General features: G+C 55.4%; 16 protein-coding genes. 10 read left to right on the plus strand and 6 right to left on the minus strand.

Translation table 11 applies throughout. The features are described 5' to 3' along the window. The 3 genes from RB_RS14555 to RB_RS14565 form a co-directional block, all read right to left on the minus strand. Complete coding sequence (locus tag RB_RS14555) at positions 1-885, minus strand: ABC transporter ATP-binding protein (RefSeq protein WP_007332037.1); 885 nt, start codon at positions 883-885, stop codon at positions 1-3. Then, positions 885-1,775 (minus strand): MlaE family ABC transporter permease, encoded by an 891-nt coding sequence (locus tag RB_RS14560; protein WP_011121261.1) that lies wholly within the window; start codon positions 1,773-1,775, stop codon positions 885-887. The genes RB_RS14555 and RB_RS14560 overlap by 1 nt, the downstream gene beginning before the upstream one ends. 280 nt (positions 1,776-2,055) lie before the next feature. Further along, positions 2,056-3,915, minus strand: a complete 1,860-nt coding sequence (locus RB_RS14565; protein WP_011121264.1) for a hypothetical protein — start codon at positions 3,913-3,915, stop codon at positions 2,056-2,058. Between the two features lie 173 nt (positions 3,916-4,088). Between RB_RS14565 and RB_RS14570 the strand changes: the two genes are divergently transcribed. The 4 genes from RB_RS14570 to RB_RS14585 are packed head-to-tail and all read left to right on the plus strand — an operon-like array spanning position 4,089 to position 7,729. Beyond that, positions 4,089-4,982 (plus strand): polysaccharide deacetylase family protein, encoded by an 894-nt coding sequence (locus RB_RS14570; protein ID WP_007336262.1) that lies wholly within the window; start codon positions 4,089-4,091, stop codon positions 4,980-4,982. A gap of 38 nt (positions 4,983-5,020) precedes the next feature. Continuing rightward, entirely contained in the window at positions 5,021-6,211 is a 1,191-nt protein-coding gene (locus RB_RS14575) for a glycosyltransferase family 4 protein (RefSeq protein WP_164922876.1), read from the plus strand. Positions 6,212-6,224: 13 nt separating this feature from the next. After that, entirely contained in the window at positions 6,225-6,830 is a 606-nt protein-coding gene (locus RB_RS14580) for a lysophospholipid acyltransferase family protein (protein WP_007332043.1), read from the plus strand. A gap of 2 nt (positions 6,831-6,832) precedes the next feature. Then, on the plus strand, positions 6,833-7,729 hold the full coding sequence (locus RB_RS14585) for a hypothetical protein (RefSeq protein ID WP_164922039.1): 897 nt from the start codon (positions 6,833-6,835) through the stop codon (positions 7,727-7,729). 16 nt (positions 7,730-7,745) lie between these two features. On the opposite strand, the gene RB_RS14590 is transcribed toward RB_RS14585, so the two are convergent. The 3 genes from RB_RS14590 to RB_RS14600 are packed head-to-tail and all read right to left on the minus strand — an operon-like array spanning position 7,746 to position 11,544. Beyond that, a complete protein-coding gene (locus RB_RS14590) occupies positions 7,746-8,993 on the minus strand; it encodes a hypothetical protein (RefSeq protein ID WP_164922040.1) in 1,248 nt (415 codons plus the stop codon). A gap of 8 nt (positions 8,994-9,001) precedes the next feature. Then, positions 9,002-10,339 carry a 3-keto-disaccharide hydrolase gene (locus RB_RS14595; RefSeq protein ID WP_011121268.1) on the minus strand — a complete coding sequence of 446 codons (1,338 nt, stop codon included), beginning with the start codon at positions 10,337-10,339 and terminating at the stop codon, positions 9,002-9,004. A gap of 32 nt (positions 10,340-10,371) precedes the next feature. Beyond that, entirely contained in the window at positions 10,372-11,544 is a 1,173-nt protein-coding gene (locus RB_RS14600) for a sulfotransferase family protein (RefSeq protein ID WP_164922041.1), read from the minus strand. A gap of 258 nt (positions 11,545-11,802) precedes the next feature. On the opposite strand from RB_RS14600, the gene RB_RS14605 reads away from it, so the two are divergent. The 6 genes from RB_RS14605 to RB_RS14630 all read left to right on the plus strand — a co-directional run bounded on the left by RB_RS14605 (position 11,803) and on the right by RB_RS14630 (position 17,034). Further along, on the plus strand, positions 11,803-12,123 hold the full coding sequence (locus RB_RS14605) for a MazG nucleotide pyrophosphohydrolase domain-containing protein (RefSeq protein ID WP_007326696.1): 321 nt from the start codon (positions 11,803-11,805) through the stop codon (positions 12,121-12,123). Then, positions 12,099-14,462, plus strand: a complete 2,364-nt coding sequence (locus tag RB_RS14610) for a hypothetical protein (RefSeq protein ID WP_164922042.1) — start codon at positions 12,099-12,101, stop codon at positions 14,460-14,462. The genes RB_RS14605 and RB_RS14610 overlap by 25 nt, the downstream gene beginning before the upstream one ends. A gap of 45 nt (positions 14,463-14,507) precedes the next feature. Further along, the gene (locus RB_RS14615; protein WP_007326694.1) at positions 14,508-15,446 is read left to right on the plus strand and encodes an ABC transporter ATP-binding protein; all 939 of its coding nucleotides are present in this window, start codon (positions 14,508-14,510) and stop codon (positions 15,444-15,446) included. 100 nt (positions 15,447-15,546) lie between these two features. Continuing rightward, positions 15,547-16,080, plus strand: coding sequence for a 3-hydroxyacyl-ACP dehydratase FabZ family protein (locus tag RB_RS14620; RefSeq protein ID WP_007326693.1), 534 nt, complete (start codon positions 15,547-15,549; stop codon positions 16,078-16,080). A 26-nt stretch (positions 16,081-16,106) separates the two neighbouring features. Next, positions 16,107-16,496: an acyl carrier protein gene (locus RB_RS14625; RefSeq protein WP_007326692.1), complete on the plus strand. Its 390-nt coding sequence runs from the start codon at positions 16,107-16,109 to the stop codon at positions 16,494-16,496. Between the two features lie 31 nt (positions 16,497-16,527). Then, positions 16,528-17,034, plus strand: a complete 507-nt coding sequence (locus RB_RS14630; RefSeq protein ID WP_007326691.1) for a 3-hydroxyacyl-ACP dehydratase FabZ family protein — start codon at positions 16,528-16,530, stop codon at positions 17,032-17,034. Positions 17,035-17,038 lie beyond the last annotated feature (4 nt).

The following is a 17,038-nucleotide window of genomic DNA, read 5'->3' on the forward strand; positions in this document are numbered from 1 at the left end:
TCAACCCATCCCCTGAGACATTTCGCGGATGCGATCCCCCGCTTCCCCTCGCACAAACTGACGTACACGACGATCTTCGGCGTGCTCGAGTTGGCTCGGTGGAGCGTCAAAAAGTACTTGCGATTGGTCGGGTTCAAGCCGACGTCGCGGATAAAACATCATCACTCGGTCAGCCACTTTGCGTGCGGTGTGCATGTCGTGAGTGACCACGATGCTTGTCACCGGATACATCCGGCGCGTATTCAAAATCAATTCGTTGATCACGTCGCTCATGATCGGATCCAACCCGGTGGTTGGTTCGTCATAAACAACCAATTCCGGACGCAGCACCAACGCGCGAGCCAACCCGACACGCTTTTGCATCCCACCCGACAACTCAGCCGGACGCTTGTAAATCACTTCCTCGGGCAATCCGACTTCGCCGATGTGCTGACGCACTCGATCGTTGATCTCGGCTTCATCGACACCCTCTTCGTTTTGTCGAATCGGAAATGCAACGTTGTCGAAGATGTTCATGCTGTCGAACAACGCGGCGTGTTGAAACACAAAACCAAATCTCCGACGAACAACCGCCAACTCCGCTGGGCTCAGTCCTGATAGGTCCTGACCGTCAAACTTCACTCGCCCGACGGTTGGTTGCACCAACGCCACGATCGTTTTCATGAATACGGTTTTGCCGCAACCACTTTCACCGATCACGGCGACGGTTTGCCCGCGTTCAATTTGGCAATCGATGTCCTTTAAGACCGTTTGGCCATCAAAGGTGACTTCCAGGTTTTCGACTTCGACCAATGGACGCTCCGCCACCGCGACGGCTGATTCTTCAGCTCGCGGTTCGGATGAGTCTTGCTCGAATGGATCGATCGGTGGGTTGGAATCGCTCACTAAAACAGACTCGTGCCTTCCGGGTAGAAACTGAAATACACCCAGTCCAAAACGATGTTCAAGAACAGGTCAATCGCGAGGATCATCACGAACGAATACACAAACGCTTCCGTTGCGGCTTTCCCAACGCCTTCCGCTCCGGGTTGGCAATTGAAACCGCGATAACAACTGATGATTGCGATCACGCCACCGAAGAAAATGCTCTTGAAAATTCCGTTGAACAAATCAAATGCCACCACGCCTTCACGCGAATGGTGCAGGTAGGCGGCACGGTCAATCCCGAGAATGATGACGCTGTAGAAGTACCCGCCGACGATTCCCATGAAGTCCGCCACGATGGTCAGTGCCGGGATCAACAGCAGACACGCCATGAATCGCGGCACGACCAAATAGTGAATGGGGTCGGCGCCCATCGTGGTCAACGCATCGATTTGTTCCGTCACACGCATCGTTCCCAGAACCGCCGCCATCGCGCCACCGACACGCCCGGCCAACATCGTCGCCGCTAACACCGGTCCGAGTTCACGAACCAACGAGGTGTTGATCACGACACCGAGATGCGTTTCCAATCCGATGGTGTGAAACTGGTAGTAACTCTGAACCGCCAGCACCATTCCGATGAACGATCCGGTGAGGGCCACCACTGGAAGGCTCAACACGCCAACCTGGTAGAAATTGACCAAGACCGTGTCGCGTCGTGGCATTCGCGTGAACATCCACACGAACATCTGCCATGTGAACATCGCCAAATCACCGACCGCGGTGACTCCACCAACCACAGCGGTTCCCCACTGCATGATCCATCGCCGCATCGGCGTATCGATCGGGAGCTCCGGTTTCGCAGTTTGAATGCGAAGAACGGATTCGGTCGTGGACTCTTGCTCCGACATAGCGGCGAAGACAAACCCGTGGCTGAAAGACGTGGAACATCTCGCGTCGGACCGGCTTGCCAGTCACTGCTGGTTTAACGGTCGTGCGAACATCGTCTTTATCGACCGGGTGAATGTTGCGGATCAGTCAAACTGCGCCGCGAAGTCAAACTTTGCCGGCTGCTAGAAAATCCTTCACGAATGACAAGCTAGCGACAAAGTCTGGTCGCCGACTGCCGACTTCGCTTGGCAGCGTACGAATGAAGCCAGGTGGCGAGACCAACGTCCGATCACCATCGCTTTAAGCCGCCCGGCCACCACGTTTGAGCTGTTTGCGAACGCGACGACGTTCCGCTTTGCTCATACCAGACCAATCGATGTCCTCTTCATTCATCTCGCTGTAATCAGTCTGGGAGTCGTCGTAGGAATCTTGGTTTGACGACGAATAGTCATTGGATCGCGAATCCGCGACCTCTTCAAAATCTGTCGCCGAGACCTCTTCCTGTGTTTCGGAGTCTTCTTCTGTCACATCCTTCTTCGCCTTGCGGCCCAGCGATGGAAACTTCAATCCAAATCGTCGCTTCTTAGGCGTTGCGTCTCCATCTTCGTTTTCCGAATCGTCCGCCTGAGTCGTCTCGGCTGGCTCTTCTTCCAAGTCCGAATCATCATCGACGTTCGTTTTCGGTTTGCGTTTCAACTTGGGGAACCAAGATCGCTTCGCCTTCGGTTCTGAATCATCGGCTTCGCGGTCGGCGGCTGACAATTCCTCTGGCTCGTCGTCAACGGAATCGTCCTCCAAGTCCACATCGTTTCGCTTGCGTCCCCAGAACTTCCACTTGGAAGCTCGCTTGCTGGACACCTCTCCATCGTCCTGGTCTGCATTGGGCGAAACTTCACTGGAAGCCTCATCCAACTCATCATCTTGTTTCGATACTCGATCTCGACGACTCGGTGATTCATCGTTCGTCGGCGACGCCTCAGCGCGTTGCCAGAACCGTCGTTTGCGAGCGGGCTTTTCATCCGCCCCCGTTGGCTTCTCTTGCTTTGCTTCAACCTGCTTCTCAGGCCGTTCGGGTTCCGGAGCCTTCTCGATTTTCGGTTCTGGAGCCTGTTTCGGTGGTTTGGGTTCGCGTTTAGTCCACCCGCGCATACTTTCCCATTGCTCGACCGATGCCTGTCGAACCCGGAATGCCAAAGTCGCCGGACGCTGAATCCCTCGGACATCCATGTAAAGCGTTCGCAGGTACATCACGGTCGCACAAAACCAGCACGATGACGCAACCAACATCGCGGAAGTGAACGCGGTCCAACGAAGCGGTGTATCAATCGCGAGCAAGTTCCAATTTTCAGCAACGGGCAACAACGCCGCCAACCATCCGGCGAACATCCATGATGCTGCGACACGGTGCTTCCAAATTTCGGCTGTGGTACGCAACAACATCACCGCCCCGCCGACAGTCAGCAGCAACTTGACCCAATCACTACCGGATAGAGCCACGCGTTTTCCCAAAGCCCACTCGGTCACTCCGCCCAACAGATCGATCAGCGGAACCATCGTCGCGACGCTGCCGAGCAATGCCATCGCGGTGACGAGTCGCCACAATCGATAGTGCCCTTGAAAATCGTCGTTGCGGTATCGTCGAAGCTGGTAAACCAACCATGACGCACCCGCGATTCCCAGCATCAACATGCTGGTGCAGTAGCGTCCCAGACTGCCCACGGCATCAATGCGAGTGACTGCCGTGACCGATGGACGTTCAGCCAACGCCGGCCAAGCGACCGAAACGTAGTGCAATCCGATCAGCACAATCGCGACGGACATCACCGTCGCCATCAAGCCGAAAACCGCGGACCGTTGGACGGGAACCAAAGAGAACCAACGTCCGCGCAAGCACCTTCGAACACGGGACCCGTAGGCGACAGCGGGCCGGCGAGCTTCTCGCCATTGCTGCTGGACCGCCTTCTGTTTGGCCGTCGTGTTCCCGGTGTCGCCGCCGGCGGTGGTGAGCATGACCCTTCGGCGGCGTTCGGTCGGACGTCGAGTGTGATTCATTGTGTCGGGCGTAACAAAACGCAGCCTCGCGGGACAAGCCAAATCGCCCCGCCGACCAAAACCCTGTGGCGACGACCAATGTTCTGGGGCGAAACGTCCGCCCAACACCTGTTCGGATGGCTACTGAATCGCTTCTCAGACGGTCATTCAGCTCGCAAAACCGGAATATTTGATTCGCGAATTGGCAGAACCATGAAACCTGTTTCCCATGGGTTTCACATTCCCCCCCAAGACGGCGTAGCGTTTTCCACTGCTCCACCACGCTCACCGCCCATCTCATCATGCAACTGCTCCGCTCACTCGCAATCTCCACCCGGCTGGCCGTCCAATCGCCATGGCGAAAAAAGCAAATCCAACGCATGTGCGAGCGTGGCGAAGCTCCGATGTCGGTGCTGTTCTACCACCGGGTTGCGGACGAACCAGCCAACCCGTGGACAATTTCAAAACGTGAATTCGAGCGGCACGTGGACTACTGCCGCGAAAATTTTGAATTGATCTCGCTGGAAGAAGTGCAGCGACGGCTAGAGTCGGGACATTCGCCGCGTCCTTCGGTCACCTTCACATTTGACGATGGGTACTCTGAGAATTGCGAACTCGCTCTGCCGCTGCTGATTCGTCATCGCATACCGTGCACCTACTTCGTCACCACTGAAAACGTGCGTCACGGACATCCATTCGAACATGACCTGCGTCTGAACCACCCCCTGCCAATTAACACCGTCGAGCAACTCAAAGCGGCCGCCGATGCTGGCATCGAGATCGGACTGCACACAGCCAACCACGTCGATTTCAACCGAGTTCACACGGCCGAAGAGCTCAACAAAGAAATCGTCGAAGCAAAATTCAATCTCGAAGAGATGATCGATCGACCCGTTCGCTATCTCGCCGTTCCATTTGGGTTACCCGAACAAATGCGTCCCGCAGTCATCGAAACGGCTCGTAAGTGTGGGCTGGTTGGTATCTGCAGTGCCTACGGTGCCTACAACCTCATCGGCGACGACTCGTTCCACATCCGCCGCTTTCACGGCGATCCAGAATTCAACCGTTTTCGCAATTGGCTGACTTACGACAACCGAAAAAACTTGCGGCGACCGACTCTGCCAACCGAAGACGTGCTGAACATCGCACCGGAAGTTGCCGCCAGAGTTCGTCAGCCCGAATTGGCTTTCTCATGAACACAAACATAAACTCTGCCCAGCGACCACTGAACTGCATGTTCATCATCACCAGCATGCCGGTCGGCGGTGCTGAAACGTTGCTGGTCAATTTGATGCGGCGAATGGATCCGAACCTGATCCGCCCGGAAGTGGTTTGCTTGAAAGAACCAGGCCCACTCGGAACTGAAATCGCCAACGAGTTTCCCATCCATAGTCACCTGATCGGCGGAAAGTACGATGTCGCGGTGCTACCTCGATTGGCGCGTTTGATGCGCAAACGGAAAGCCGACGCGGTAATCACCGTTGGTGCCGGAGATAAAATGTTCTGGGGACGCTTGGCGGCAAAAATGGCTGGCGTGCCCGTGATCGCATCAGCGCTGCATTCCACTGGTTGGCCGGACGGCGTCGGACGACTGAACCGCCTGCTCACTCACATCACCGATGCGTTCATTGGCGTTGCCGAATCACACGGAGAATTCCTCCGTACGTTTGAAAAGTTCCCCGCTAACAAAGTGAACGTGATCCGCAACGGGATCGATTGCGATCGCTTTCACCCATCCGCTGAATGCCGCACCTCACCCAACGTTCGCGAAGAACTCGGGCTGGCAGAAGAAACTCCATTGATTGGAATCGTGGCGGCACTGCGAAGCGAAAAGAATCACTCGATGCTCGTGCATGCGGCAGCCAAGCTTCGCGACCGACATCCTGATCTTCATACACTTGTTATCGGAGAAGGTCCTGAGCGAGCAACAATCGAACCATTGATCGAAGAGTTGGGTCTCACCGATCGAGTTCACCTGCTGGGCAATCGCGCAGACACTCCTCGTTTGCTCGGGGCCATGAATGTCTTCACGCTTTGCTCACTCAACGAAGCCTCCCCGGTTTCAATCTTGGAAGCTCTCGCGTGTGAGACCCCCGTTGTCGCAACGGATGTGGGATCGATCTCGGAAACCGTTCTGCCTGGCCAAACCGGCGAACTGGTCCCCAGCGAGGATGTGCAATCCTTCGTGGCAGCGATCGATATGTTGCTCAACGATGCTGACCAGAGTTCGCAATTGGGCCGAAACGGACGCGAATTGGTTCAAGCCACCGGATCGCTGCAATCGATGGTTGACGGCTACCAAACGCTCGTGCATCGAATATTTGCAGAGAAATCACGAGCCAGCCAACGAGTTTCCTCCGCCGAAACGGCACCTCGACCCCGATCCAACCCAGTCAAGGGTGCTTCGAGGGTAACGGTTGGCTGAGTAAACTGGTCGCATGACACTGACCAGCCATATCATCGTACTGCTCGCAAAGATGTTCAGCGGCTTCACCGTTCGATGGGTGGATTGCCAGCCGGACACGTGCCAACGAATCTACTTTGCCAATCACACCAGCCACCTCGATGCGGTGGTGCTTTGGTCGGCATTGCCACACGAAATACGCCTATTGACTCGGCCAGTCGCGGCAAAAGATTACTGGACCGGCAGCTGGTTCAAAGAACACATCGCACGCAGCTTCAATGCACTGTTGATTGATCGCAAAGAGATCAAGGTCCACAAAAGCCCGATCGACATCATGATCCGGCAAATGGGTGACCTGTATTCGTTGATTGTGTTCCCCGAAGGAAGCCGATCAGCTGGCGAAGAAATGAGCGACTTTAAAAGTGGCCTGTATTACTTAGGCAAGAAACGCCCCGACCTCGAATTGGTCCCCGTTTACATCGAAAATGTGAATCGCATTTTGCCACGTGGCGAAGTGCTGCCGGTTCCGTTGCTCTCCTGCATAACGATCGGCGCTCCGATCTTTTTGGAAACCGGCGAACCCAAAGCCGACTTTTTGCGCCGCGCTCGCCAAGCAGTGCTCCAACTCAAGGAAGTCTGAATATGTCGATGCATCCCACTGATCCATTTCAATCAGGTTCGCCGAACGATCCAAACGTAGTGGCGCAACCTGTCAAAAAATCAGGCTGGGGCTGTGTCATCTGGGGATGCTTGGGAACGCTCACTTTCGCGATCGTGCTGATGGTCGCCAGCGTCTTTGGTGCCTACTACTTCTTCACGGGCCAGGTCGAAAAGTACACCGACGATCGACCCGCCAATGTCCCAGTGGTCGAATGGGAACAAGAACAATTGGATGAGCTGCAGGCCCGGATTGATGCCTTCAGCGAACAAGTTAAATCAGGCTCTCAAGACGCTGAGACAAACGGCGATGGCGAGATCGTTGGCGATGACCTAGAGACGACTGACCCGTTGCCTGTTGCCGCCGACGCTCCTCGAGAGTTGCGTTTGACCAGCGACGAGATCAACGCATTGATCTCCGCCAACGATGAACTCCGAGGCAAAGCATATGTGCGAATTGAAGAAAGTCGACTGTACGGTCAAATCACTTTGCCGACCGACAAGATTCCCGGTGGCAAAGGACGCTACTTCAACGCCGATGCCGAGTTCGAAGTCTCGATGGACAACGGCGTTTTGGTCGTCCGTCTGACCAGTGCCAGCGTCAAAGGCGAGCCCATCCCTGAATCATTCATGGAAGGCTTCTCACAACAGAACCTTGCAAAAGACGTGTACGACGACGTCGAGACCGCGGAACTGCTGCGCAAGTTTGACAAGATCGAAGTGGTCGACGATGCAATCATCCTTCAATTGCGTGAACCCGACCCTGAGAACGATTCGGACGAAACAGGTGCATCAGAAGAGTCCGATGCACCAGTCGACGATGCTGACTCAGCAGAACCAGAATCACCGGCCGGAGACGCCGCCGAATCGATCGCGGAGTAATCTCGCGATCGGTGGTTCAAGGCACCAACCAGAACCGCTTTCCGGCTTTCTCAAACTCGTCCCGCCGTGTCCACCACTGTTCGTCCCGTTCACCCGTCCGCCGGTCGGATGCGGATTGGACCTTGCCGCGAACTCGGTTTTCGATACCGGACTGCTGGATGATTCGATCCGCTAGCGCCCATTGGTACCGAGCCTGAGGGACGGCGGGTACTCTTCGAACGACCAGCGACAATTGACCGAGATGAAAATCGTGCCATCGATCTGAGTCATCGTCGGCGGTGATCGCGGCCTGCCATTCTTCCGGCAATTGATCGATTGCTGACTCGTGAATCTGCACCGTGACTCGACTGCTGTGCGGTGAATACAGTGCCCACGCGAGCCAGTGATCCCAGTAGCCTGCACGTTCGAAGATCGGCATCACGAGAGCAATGATGACGACCGCCCAAGAAAGAGCTCCTGCGCGGCTCATGTCAGGCTTTGGTTCATCCTTCCCTTCAACAACGGATCCGGCGAACAACCACCAAGCTTGCATTGCCATCACAGCGTTCCAAACGATCACACCGGGACTGTGCCCCAATCCCATCGGTGACAAAACCGCGATCAACCCGAGATGCATTGCCGTCGCCATCCAGACGCCGATCATGCGTGTTCGCGGCCAGCTCAATGCAATCGCAACGCACAATTCAAAGGCCGGGAAGCTAGCCGCTGCGATCAACCTGGTTCTTGTTGGCCATGCCGAAACATCGACGCTGACCCATTGCAGCGGAGCCTTGAGGAAGTCCTGGCCAACGGTGTGCAGAAATTGAAAGTCAAACTTACCAATCGAACTGTACACGTACACGCTGATGGTAAGCAAGCGAATCAAACGGAAGGTTGATTCAGACAATCGTCCTGACTCGTCCCGTGGTGCCGCAGCGAACAAAATTGCGTATAGAAACGATTGATACGCCCATGGTTGCAATCGATGCTGATCCAACATCACTGCAGTCGCCAGCGACACGGCGATGATCGGCCACGTCCACCTTGATCGCCCCCATCCAATGGTTGCGAAACAAGCCACCACAATTGCCAGCGTCGCCGCAAACGAAATCAGACCAGCGCTGTGCTCCGACAATCCCATCTTTGCCAGATCAAACATTGGTACCGAAGGGTAACTCTCCGTTCCGGTCCAGCTAGCCGGCAACCACAATCGAAATGTTGCGGCCATCAAAGCCAACAACGCGAGCGACCAATAAGCTTCGTAACCGCCTCGCGTCCGCCTCATCGCTACCACTATTCACCGCCTTCTGCGGCGACCTTCTCGGCAACGGCGATCTGGCGATAGGTCGCCTGCGTGGTCTTGTCGTGACCTTGCACAATGATCGAACCGGGTTCCAGCCGAAGTCCGCGGCGAGGGTTTTCGTCCGCCTTGCGAGTGTCAACGATATCGGTCACTTGCAAACCGTTGACCCACGTCGCGAAGTGATTGCCTTCCGCGACGAGCAAGATTGAATTCCATCGCTTCGGTTCACCGGCGACCACGCGAGCGTCTTGACGACGAAAGATCCCGCCTGCACCGCAGTCGGCGGGCTGCAATGGGTTGCCATCGATCAACTCGTTGCTGACCTGGCACTCGTATCCCATCATTTCATCGCCGGGAATGGCGCGAAAGAACAAACCCGAGTTAGATTTCGGATCGTCCATTTTGTAGTCAGCCAACATGACAAAGTCGCCGAACACAGCCTTTGTCTCGAGCTGTTGCTTGCCACCATCGACAACCAAATGACCATCGTCATCGATTCGGTACTCGCCCTCCATTCCTTCCCGAACGGTCCAACCTTCCAGGCCATCGGCCAACAAATTCTTCAGTCCCAACGGACGCAACTGGATGTCTTTGAATGCGACTCGGCCGTCGCGGTGTTGCAAACCGATGTAGCCAGTGGTCGGCCGCGTTGCATCATCCAACTCGCAAGTGACGGTTCCATCGATCGTGACTCGCAACGTTGAACCATTGCACAGGATGTTCATCGTGTGCCATTTTTCAGGATCGGTGTCGAAGGTTTGGCCCTTCGTTCGCTGGACCACACCGCCGGTTGGAAATGGGTTGGATGGCGGTGCGATATTGACCTCGTAGCAATCCGTCGTGACGTCTTGTGGATCCAGCGTGGTGCGGACAAAGACGCCCGAATTGGTTTCTTCATCACACTGGAACTGCAATTCCAATTCGTAGTCGCTCCACTGCGTCGATGTGGTCAGCAGGCAGTTCTCGCCTTGGTCAGCCACGATGGTTTCATCTTCCACTCGGAAATTCGCGTTCCCGCCGATCACCCATCCAAACAAGGTGTGCCCGTCGAACAATCGAATCCAACCCTCCCGAGTCCGTTCGATCGGCAAACGACTGGCCAGCAACTTCTCTGCGTTGGCCTCAAAAACAGGCGGCTCAAAGGAGGCCTCTGGAGACTCCGGCGGCAATTCGTCGATCGCAGCAACCGAACCGGTTTTGGTTTCGGCTTCGTTGTCCGTCGACTCAGTTGTCGCTGAAGACGAGCAACCCGAAATGATCATGCTGGCGCACAAACAAGTTGCAATCGTGAACACATAGGACGAGCGAGAGAAGATTCGGTTCATCATTATCCAAACGATCCAGTGAATTCAAAGAAAGATCAACGGTATCCGTACCGGTCAAAATAGTCGCTCCAACGATCCAGCAAGAGCTTTTCTTGATCCGGATCCAATTGATGCTTGTTGGTTTTGTACTGCCGGTGTTCGTTGTCGGCCCAATCTTGGATGTCTTCGCTGACCGTATCGAAATCGCTCAACCGCAACGACTCGTAGATCGTTCGTAGAGTGCCGACCGGATCGGCGATCAGATTTTCGTAACGAATGTCGATGATGTGATGCTCATCGATTTCCGGACGATCCGCATGAAACGAGTCATACATCTTTGCCAGACACGTCAGCACGTATTCATCCAGACCTTCTTCATCGCTAGTTTGCAACGACTGCACCTCGTCCAAACTTCGCCACAGACGACAGGTGCTCGGAAATAGCGACCGCGGATCGCGAGTGATGTGAACGAACTTGGCCTGCGGGAACGCTCGAGCCAAATGACCGATTCGGCCGGTGTGGGTTGGACTTTTGATCACCAACGGCCGATTCGTTGACACGCTGACTCGCAGCAAAAACGAACGCAATGTCGACAACCAAGTTTCGCGGTCTTCGTTGGACACATCGATCAGGTCCAAATACTCCATGTCGACCTGCTTCCTTCGCGGAAAGGCAATTCTGCGATATGGCGAAGGCAGTCCCAAATTCATCAACGCGAATTCGTCTTCCTGCGGCCGTTCCCATCCCGCATCCATGTTGTCCATCGGACGTTTGCCCGGCAGCAACCAACTGGCGAATTTTCGAAAGAACCACTGGGTCACGAGAAAATGCGAGGGTGCAAAGCACTGAAACGTCGACGGACTGCTGAATCGCTCGTCTCGAACCATCAATTCGTGCAGCAACGTGGTGCCGCTTCGCCAGTGGCCGACGATAAAGACCGGAGGTCCATGCAATTCCGCTTCTCGAAGCCGTCGCGCGAACAAAACGTTCTGCAGCCACGTCAACAGCGTGTTGACGAATGTTGTCAGTGAAACGCTGATCACCATCGGGATTCGCGATGGACTGATTTCGAAACTGCCACTGCGCAGCAAACGCCACCATGCGGCTGGCCGCATCCCGTGCCAAAAACGCGGGCTGTAAAACGGGTACGAGTTCAGCTTGGCCGGTTTAATGTTTGCCGCTTTGGCTGAAGGCGTTGAGGGAACTTCGGATTTCGAAGTGGATTCCATGCGACTGGTTGCAAGTGTGCCGAAATTGGGCGGAACGGAAGGAGACAGCGTGACACAAGAGGGAGGCATGCCAAGGTGCCTCGCGGTTCCGATTCGGGTCGCTAGAATACGCCTCGCAGTCGAATTGGCCTATCATCCGAATCGATCGAATAAAGATTTTTTGCGTGTTTGACGCTTCAAAGTAGCCTGACCGGCAATCTCGAATCCAATCTTCCGCTCGGCCTTTGCCGAATTCCGCCTTCTCCGCCCGACTTCTTCATGACGTCTCCCAGCAAAGATCTCTCGATCGCGGATTTGCAAAAGCACATCCACCGCATGTATTACGACAAAGACGTCGCTCGCGGTGTGGATGGAACGTTCATGTGGTTGATGGAGGAAGTCGGCGAACTCGCCTCCGCCTTACGGGGGGATGACCGCGAAAATTTGGCGGAGGAATTTGCTGACGTGATTGCTTGGTTGTTCACGATCGCAAACGTCGCCGACATCGATTTGGCAGAAGCGTTGTCGAAGAAGTACGGCAACGGTTGCCCGGGTTGTGGACGATTTCAGTGCGAATGCAGTCTGAGCGAGAAGCCATGAGCAGTCGGAACGCATTTGCAAACATCTGCCGAAATCGAAGGCTCACGCCTTCGCTCATCTCGATTTTCGCAATTGCCGTGATGGCGACGGTTTCGATCGATTGGAAATCGACCGCCGCGGCGCAGGACGATTTGGCACCCGGCGTCCAAGCGAATTGGGCAGGGATCCAAGGTCACTACCGACCGGGCCAGTGGACCGCCATTCGATTGAAAACCGCCCAAGGCGAATCAACCTTCAGCGATGCGATTCCCGTTGAGCGACTCAGCGACTTGGTCATCGAAACCCTGGATGGCGATGGAGCGGTCGTCACTTACGAACAACCCAACCTTTCCGAGAACTCTCCGTTCGCGCTCGTTATTCCCGGCAGTGAAGCGGCCCCAATCGTCATTCGGGCTGGCGACCAAGTCTTGGCGAAAACGCGACTGCCTGAAAAAGGTGTTCCGGCGAACGGCGACGCGATGATTCCCTTGGGGATGCCTTGGGTCATGGTTTTTGGTGACACTCTGACCATCGACACGATCGGGGTGAACGAACTTCTCAACCGCGAAGCTTCGGTCGCGGTGACTCGCATCGAAGACCCGGCCGCCGTTCCGAACCATGCGTTGGCGTTGGATGGCATCGACTTGATGGTCATCAACGCGGCAGGCATTCCGATCCTGAAAGAGCTCAGTCCATCGCAGCGAACCGCGTTGGCACATTGGGTTCGCAACGGCGGGCAAGTCCTGCTGACGCTGGGCGAAAAAGCGGAAGCACTGCTGGACTCGGCTGACTGGTTGGCAGGTTTGCTGCCCGAATCGGTCGCGACCGCCACAACAACTCGAATGGACCCATCGGGATTGGAAACGTTCACGAGCAGTCAAACTCGACTTCCTGAGTTTGAAGGTCTTCAGCTTCCAAAAACCTTCGGCCGCAACGGCATCGGCGAGATGCTGATTTCCGGTCGAACCAGTCGCCGGGTGAGCCAACCGTTTGCGGTTCGGTATGTGTCCGGGTTCGGAAACATCACCGTGTTGGCGGCAGATTTAGAATCGCCTGAATTTGCGGATTGGCCGCAGCGGATGGATCTGGTCACGTTGTTGATCGGCGATTCGCTACGACATGCTGACGAAGACAACGTGAGCGAAAGCATTCGGCTCAGCGGCTTTGCTGATTTGGCTGGCCAAACCCGCGCGACGCTGGATCGCTTTGACCTCAAACGCCCATTCAGCTTCGCTGTTTTGGCAGTGATCATCGGCGTCCTGATCGCGTTAGTTGGACCACTCGACTACTTGCTGATGCGAAAGTTCAACCAAAGCAGTTGGATTGGCTGGCTAACATTTCCCACGGTCTCCGTCGCTCTGTCGATCGGACTGTGGATGGCGGCTCAACCTAGAAAGTCGGTGGATGCCAAATCAACCGACACATCGGCGGCCAGCCATTCCGCGGCGGACGACGCGTTGCTGCGAACCAACTCGATCGAATTTGTCGATATCGATGCCCAGTCCGGGTTCGGCCGACTGTTTCGATGGTCGTTCATTTACTCACACCCATCCAATCGCATTCGAATCGCCACTCGCACCACGGCAGAATCCAAAGCGGTGGCAGATAAGTTTCATCATCAGGTCCTGGCACCATTTGGCACGCCCAGCCTGGCGATGGGCGGGATCCAAATCGAGTCATCAGGAAAATCCTGCGGCGTTTTGCTGAAGCAAGCTGATCCTGCATCTCCGCTGAGCAGCCAAATCGGCGGAATGCGGCTTTCGCCACGGAGCAGCAAGTCGATCGCACTGCAGACACAGTTTTCGACGGACATGCCGGAACAAACACTTAAGCGTCGACGTGGCAGCGAACTACTCAATGGAGAACTGGTCAACACATTGCCGGTCGACTTGCTCGACGGCATGTTGATCTATCAAAACTGGGTTTACTTGCTGCCCACTCGCTTGCCCGCTGGTTCGCGAATTGACGAAGTCGACTCCCTTCGGCAAAAGAACTTTCGCTGGCAACTGTCGCGACAACGAGCGTTGGAAAGTGCTTCCGAAGGTGAATCTTGGGACGTGACGATGGTCGATCAACCGCGTCGTTTGGCAGAGATGCTGATGTTCCACGATGCCGTCGGCGGTCCTCGCTACACGGTGCTTCGCAACGAGGTCCTTGGTCATTTGGATTTCAGTTCTTTGTTGACCGCGGACCGATGCATTTTGATTGGACGTTGCAAAACACCTTGGTCGGAGTTGGTCGTGACCACGGAATCGTCCGACTCGGACGACACCTCCGAAGCCACCGAATCGCTCGCGACGCCCGAGCAATCCAATTCCTACGTCCGATTGGTTTTGCCGGTCGAAGAAGTCCGGCGTTGATCGATTTCCCCCGTTTGTTTCCCTTGTTCTGCATCGTGCCGGCTCGTGATCAAGACAGTTGACCTGACGAAAAAATACGGCGACGCATTCGCGATCCGCGCCATTGATTTGGACCTGGAAGCGGGCGATCTGTTCGGTTTCATTGGCCCCAACGGGGCAGGCAAAACAACGACGATGCGGATCATCGCCACGCTGCTGGAACCCAGCTGGGGCGAGGCTTACGTGTGCGGGCACAGCGTCCACACGCAGCCCAAGGAAATCCGCCGATTGGTCGGCTACATGCCCGACTTCTTTGGCGTGTACGACGACATGACCGTGGTCGAGTACCTGGAGTTCTTTGCCGCTTCGTACCGAATTGGTGGAACCGATCGTCGCAAACGCGTCAACGAAATGTTGGAAGTCGTCGACCTGGACTTCAAACGGGACGCCTACGCCAACACGCTCTCTCGCGGACAAACCCAACGTCTGGGACTCGCCAGAACGCTGCTGCACGATCCCCAAGTGCTGCTGCTCGACGAGCCGCTCTCAGGACTCGACCCGCGAGCCCGGATTGAGATGCGAAACCTGCTCCGCAGACTCGGTGAGATGGGCAAAACCGTGATCGTCAGCAGTCACATCCTGCCGGAATTGGCCGACGTTTGTAACAAGGTAGGAATCATCGACCGCGGCGAACTCAAGCAGAACGCTCGCGTCACCGAAGTGATCCGCATGGTTCGCGAACACACCGTGTTGATCATTCAACCGAGCCAACGCGAGCAGATGTCGCGAATCGCCGAGCTTTTCCAGGGCCATCCACTGGTCCAGTCGACTCAGCCGGGCGATGACGCCGTTCGGGTGATCCTCAATAGTGACACGGACGATTACAGCGAACTGCCCAAATTGCTGATCGAAAATGGCATCGGGCTGAAGCGATTTGCCGAGGAAGAACTCGACCTGGAATCGGCCTTTATGGCACTGACGAAGGGTACCAGCACCCGAATGTGAGCCTCTGCTGGGCAGAATTTGCCCAATTCGACCGCTTCGGTGCAATTCTGTGCCGATTCTATGGTTGAGGCGTTTTGGGCGGGGTACTAAGTTACGCGGCATGAAATACCGCCAAATCGACCGAATTACCGAACTGACCCCCGGCCAACGCTTGGTCGGCGAACGTACTTTGGCGGCAAACGAAGAATACTTAGCCGACCATTTCCCGCGGTTCCCCGTCATGCCCGGCGTGATGATGCTCGAAGCATTGCACCAAGCCGCCGTGTGGCTGATCCGAATGTCGCCCGATTTTGATTCTGCCTTGGTACTTCTTCGCGAAGCCAAGAGCGTCAAGTTTGGTGACTTTTTATCGCCTGGTGAGACGCTGACAGTGGAAGCGGAGATATTCAAACGCGACGGCGCGTTGACAATTGTCAAAGCCAAAGCCCGCAAGGGCGACCGAACGACCGTTTCGGCTCGTTTGGTCCTTGAGAGCTGCTCTAGTGGCGACCCAGAACATCTTGGTACCGACGCGGACGTTCAACGACTCTCTCGCGAGCAATTTTTTTCCTTGTTCAGCGACTCACCCGCCGCGATGGCCCTGCGCCGTCCCGGCGAGAACATATCGCCGACCATGACCCCTCACTCTGTTTGAAACACACTTAGGATTAGGAACGCACGATGGCGCTCTCAGAAGACGAAATTTTCACCAAGGTCCAAGAAGCTCTCGTTGACGCATTGGGTGTCGACGATGACGAAACCACTCGCGATGCCACTTTGGTGGGCGATCTCGGTGCCGAATCAATCGACTTCTTGGACATCGTGTTCAAGCTCGAGAAAGCTTTCGACATCCAAATTCCTCGCGAAGAACTGTCGCCTGAAGACATTCTGACGAACAGCCAATACGTTCAAGACGGTGTTGTCACCGCTGACGGGATGGCGGAACTTAAGAAGCGGATGCCTTGGGCCGACTTGTCGAAATTCCAAGAAAACCCACGGGTTCAAGACTTCGGCAACTTGTTAACCGTTGGCGACTTGTGCAATTACGTCGACAGCAAAGTCAACCAGTAAGCATCCGCGTAACAACCGAAGGCAGCCTGCCATGCGATGGTTTTGGGTGGATCGCTTCACCGAATTTGTGAGCGGTTCTCATGCGTCCGGCGTGAAGAACGTCGCGTTGGACGAAGAGGTCGTTGACGATTACTGCCTCGGCTACACGATGCTTCCGCCAACTCTCATCATCGAGGGTCTCGCTCAATTGGGCGGGATCCTGGTGCACGAGAAGTTTGGATTCACCAAACGGGTCGTTTTGGCCAAGGTCGGCAGTGCGAAGTACTATGCACCTGCGCGACCTGGCGATTCGTTGCAGTATCATGTCAAACTGGAACGCACCCAAGAAAGTGGTGCAACCGTCACCGGTACCAGCCACTGCGATGGTGAATTGCAAGCCGAAGTCGACCTGATGTTTGCCTTCCTCGAGGAAGGCCATTTAATCGATGGGCCGCTCTTCAATCCTGGCGATTTGCTGGCCATGATGCGGATGATGAACTTCTTTCACGTCGCCGTCACGGCTGACGGAGAACCGATTCCTTTTCACGAAAATCTGTAAACGT

Source organism: Rhodopirellula baltica SH 1 (genome assembly GCF_000196115.1).
GTDB lineage: Bacteria > Planctomycetota > Planctomycetia > Pirellulales > Pirellulaceae > Rhodopirellula > Rhodopirellula baltica.

Coding starts and splice junctions, on each gene's coding strand:
- RB_RS14595 (WP_011121268.1), bottom strand. CDS start 10,339: ATGATGAACCGAATCTTCTCTCGCTCGTCCTATGTGTTCACGATTGCA.
- RB_RS14575 (WP_164922876.1), top strand. CDS start 5,021: ATGTTCATCATCACCAGCATGCCGGTCGGCGGTGCTGAAACGTTGCTG.
- RB_RS14620 (WP_007326693.1), top strand. CDS start 15,547: ATGAAATACCGCCAAATCGACCGAATTACCGAACTGACCCCCGGCCAA.
- RB_RS14605 (WP_007326696.1), top strand. CDS start 11,803: ATGACGTCTCCCAGCAAAGATCTCTCGATCGCGGATTTGCAAAAGCAC.
- RB_RS14625 (WP_007326692.1), top strand. CDS start 16,107: ATGGCGCTCTCAGAAGACGAAATTTTCACCAAGGTCCAAGAAGCTCTC.
- RB_RS14570 (WP_007336262.1), top strand. CDS start 4,089: ATGCAACTGCTCCGCTCACTCGCAATCTCCACCCGGCTGGCCGTCCAA.
- RB_RS14600 (WP_164922041.1), bottom strand. CDS start 11,544: ATGGAATCCACTTCGAAATCCGAAGTTCCCTCAACGCCTTCAGCCAAA.
- RB_RS14630 (WP_007326691.1), top strand. CDS start 16,528: ATGCGATGGTTTTGGGTGGATCGCTTCACCGAATTTGTGAGCGGTTCT.
- RB_RS14560 (WP_011121261.1), bottom strand. CDS start 1,775: ATGTCGGAGCAAGAGTCCACGACCGAATCCGTTCTTCGCATTCAAACT.
- RB_RS14610 (WP_164922042.1), top strand. CDS start 12,099: ATGCAGTCTGAGCGAGAAGCCATGAGCAGTCGGAACGCATTTGCAAAC.
- RB_RS14590 (WP_164922040.1), bottom strand. CDS start 8,993: ATGAGGCGGACGCGAGGCGGTTACGAAGCTTATTGGTCGCTCGCGTTG.
- RB_RS14585 (WP_164922039.1), top strand. CDS start 6,833: ATGTCGATGCATCCCACTGATCCATTTCAATCAGGTTCGCCGAACGAT.
- RB_RS14580 (WP_007332043.1), top strand. CDS start 6,225: ATGACACTGACCAGCCATATCATCGTACTGCTCGCAAAGATGTTCAGC.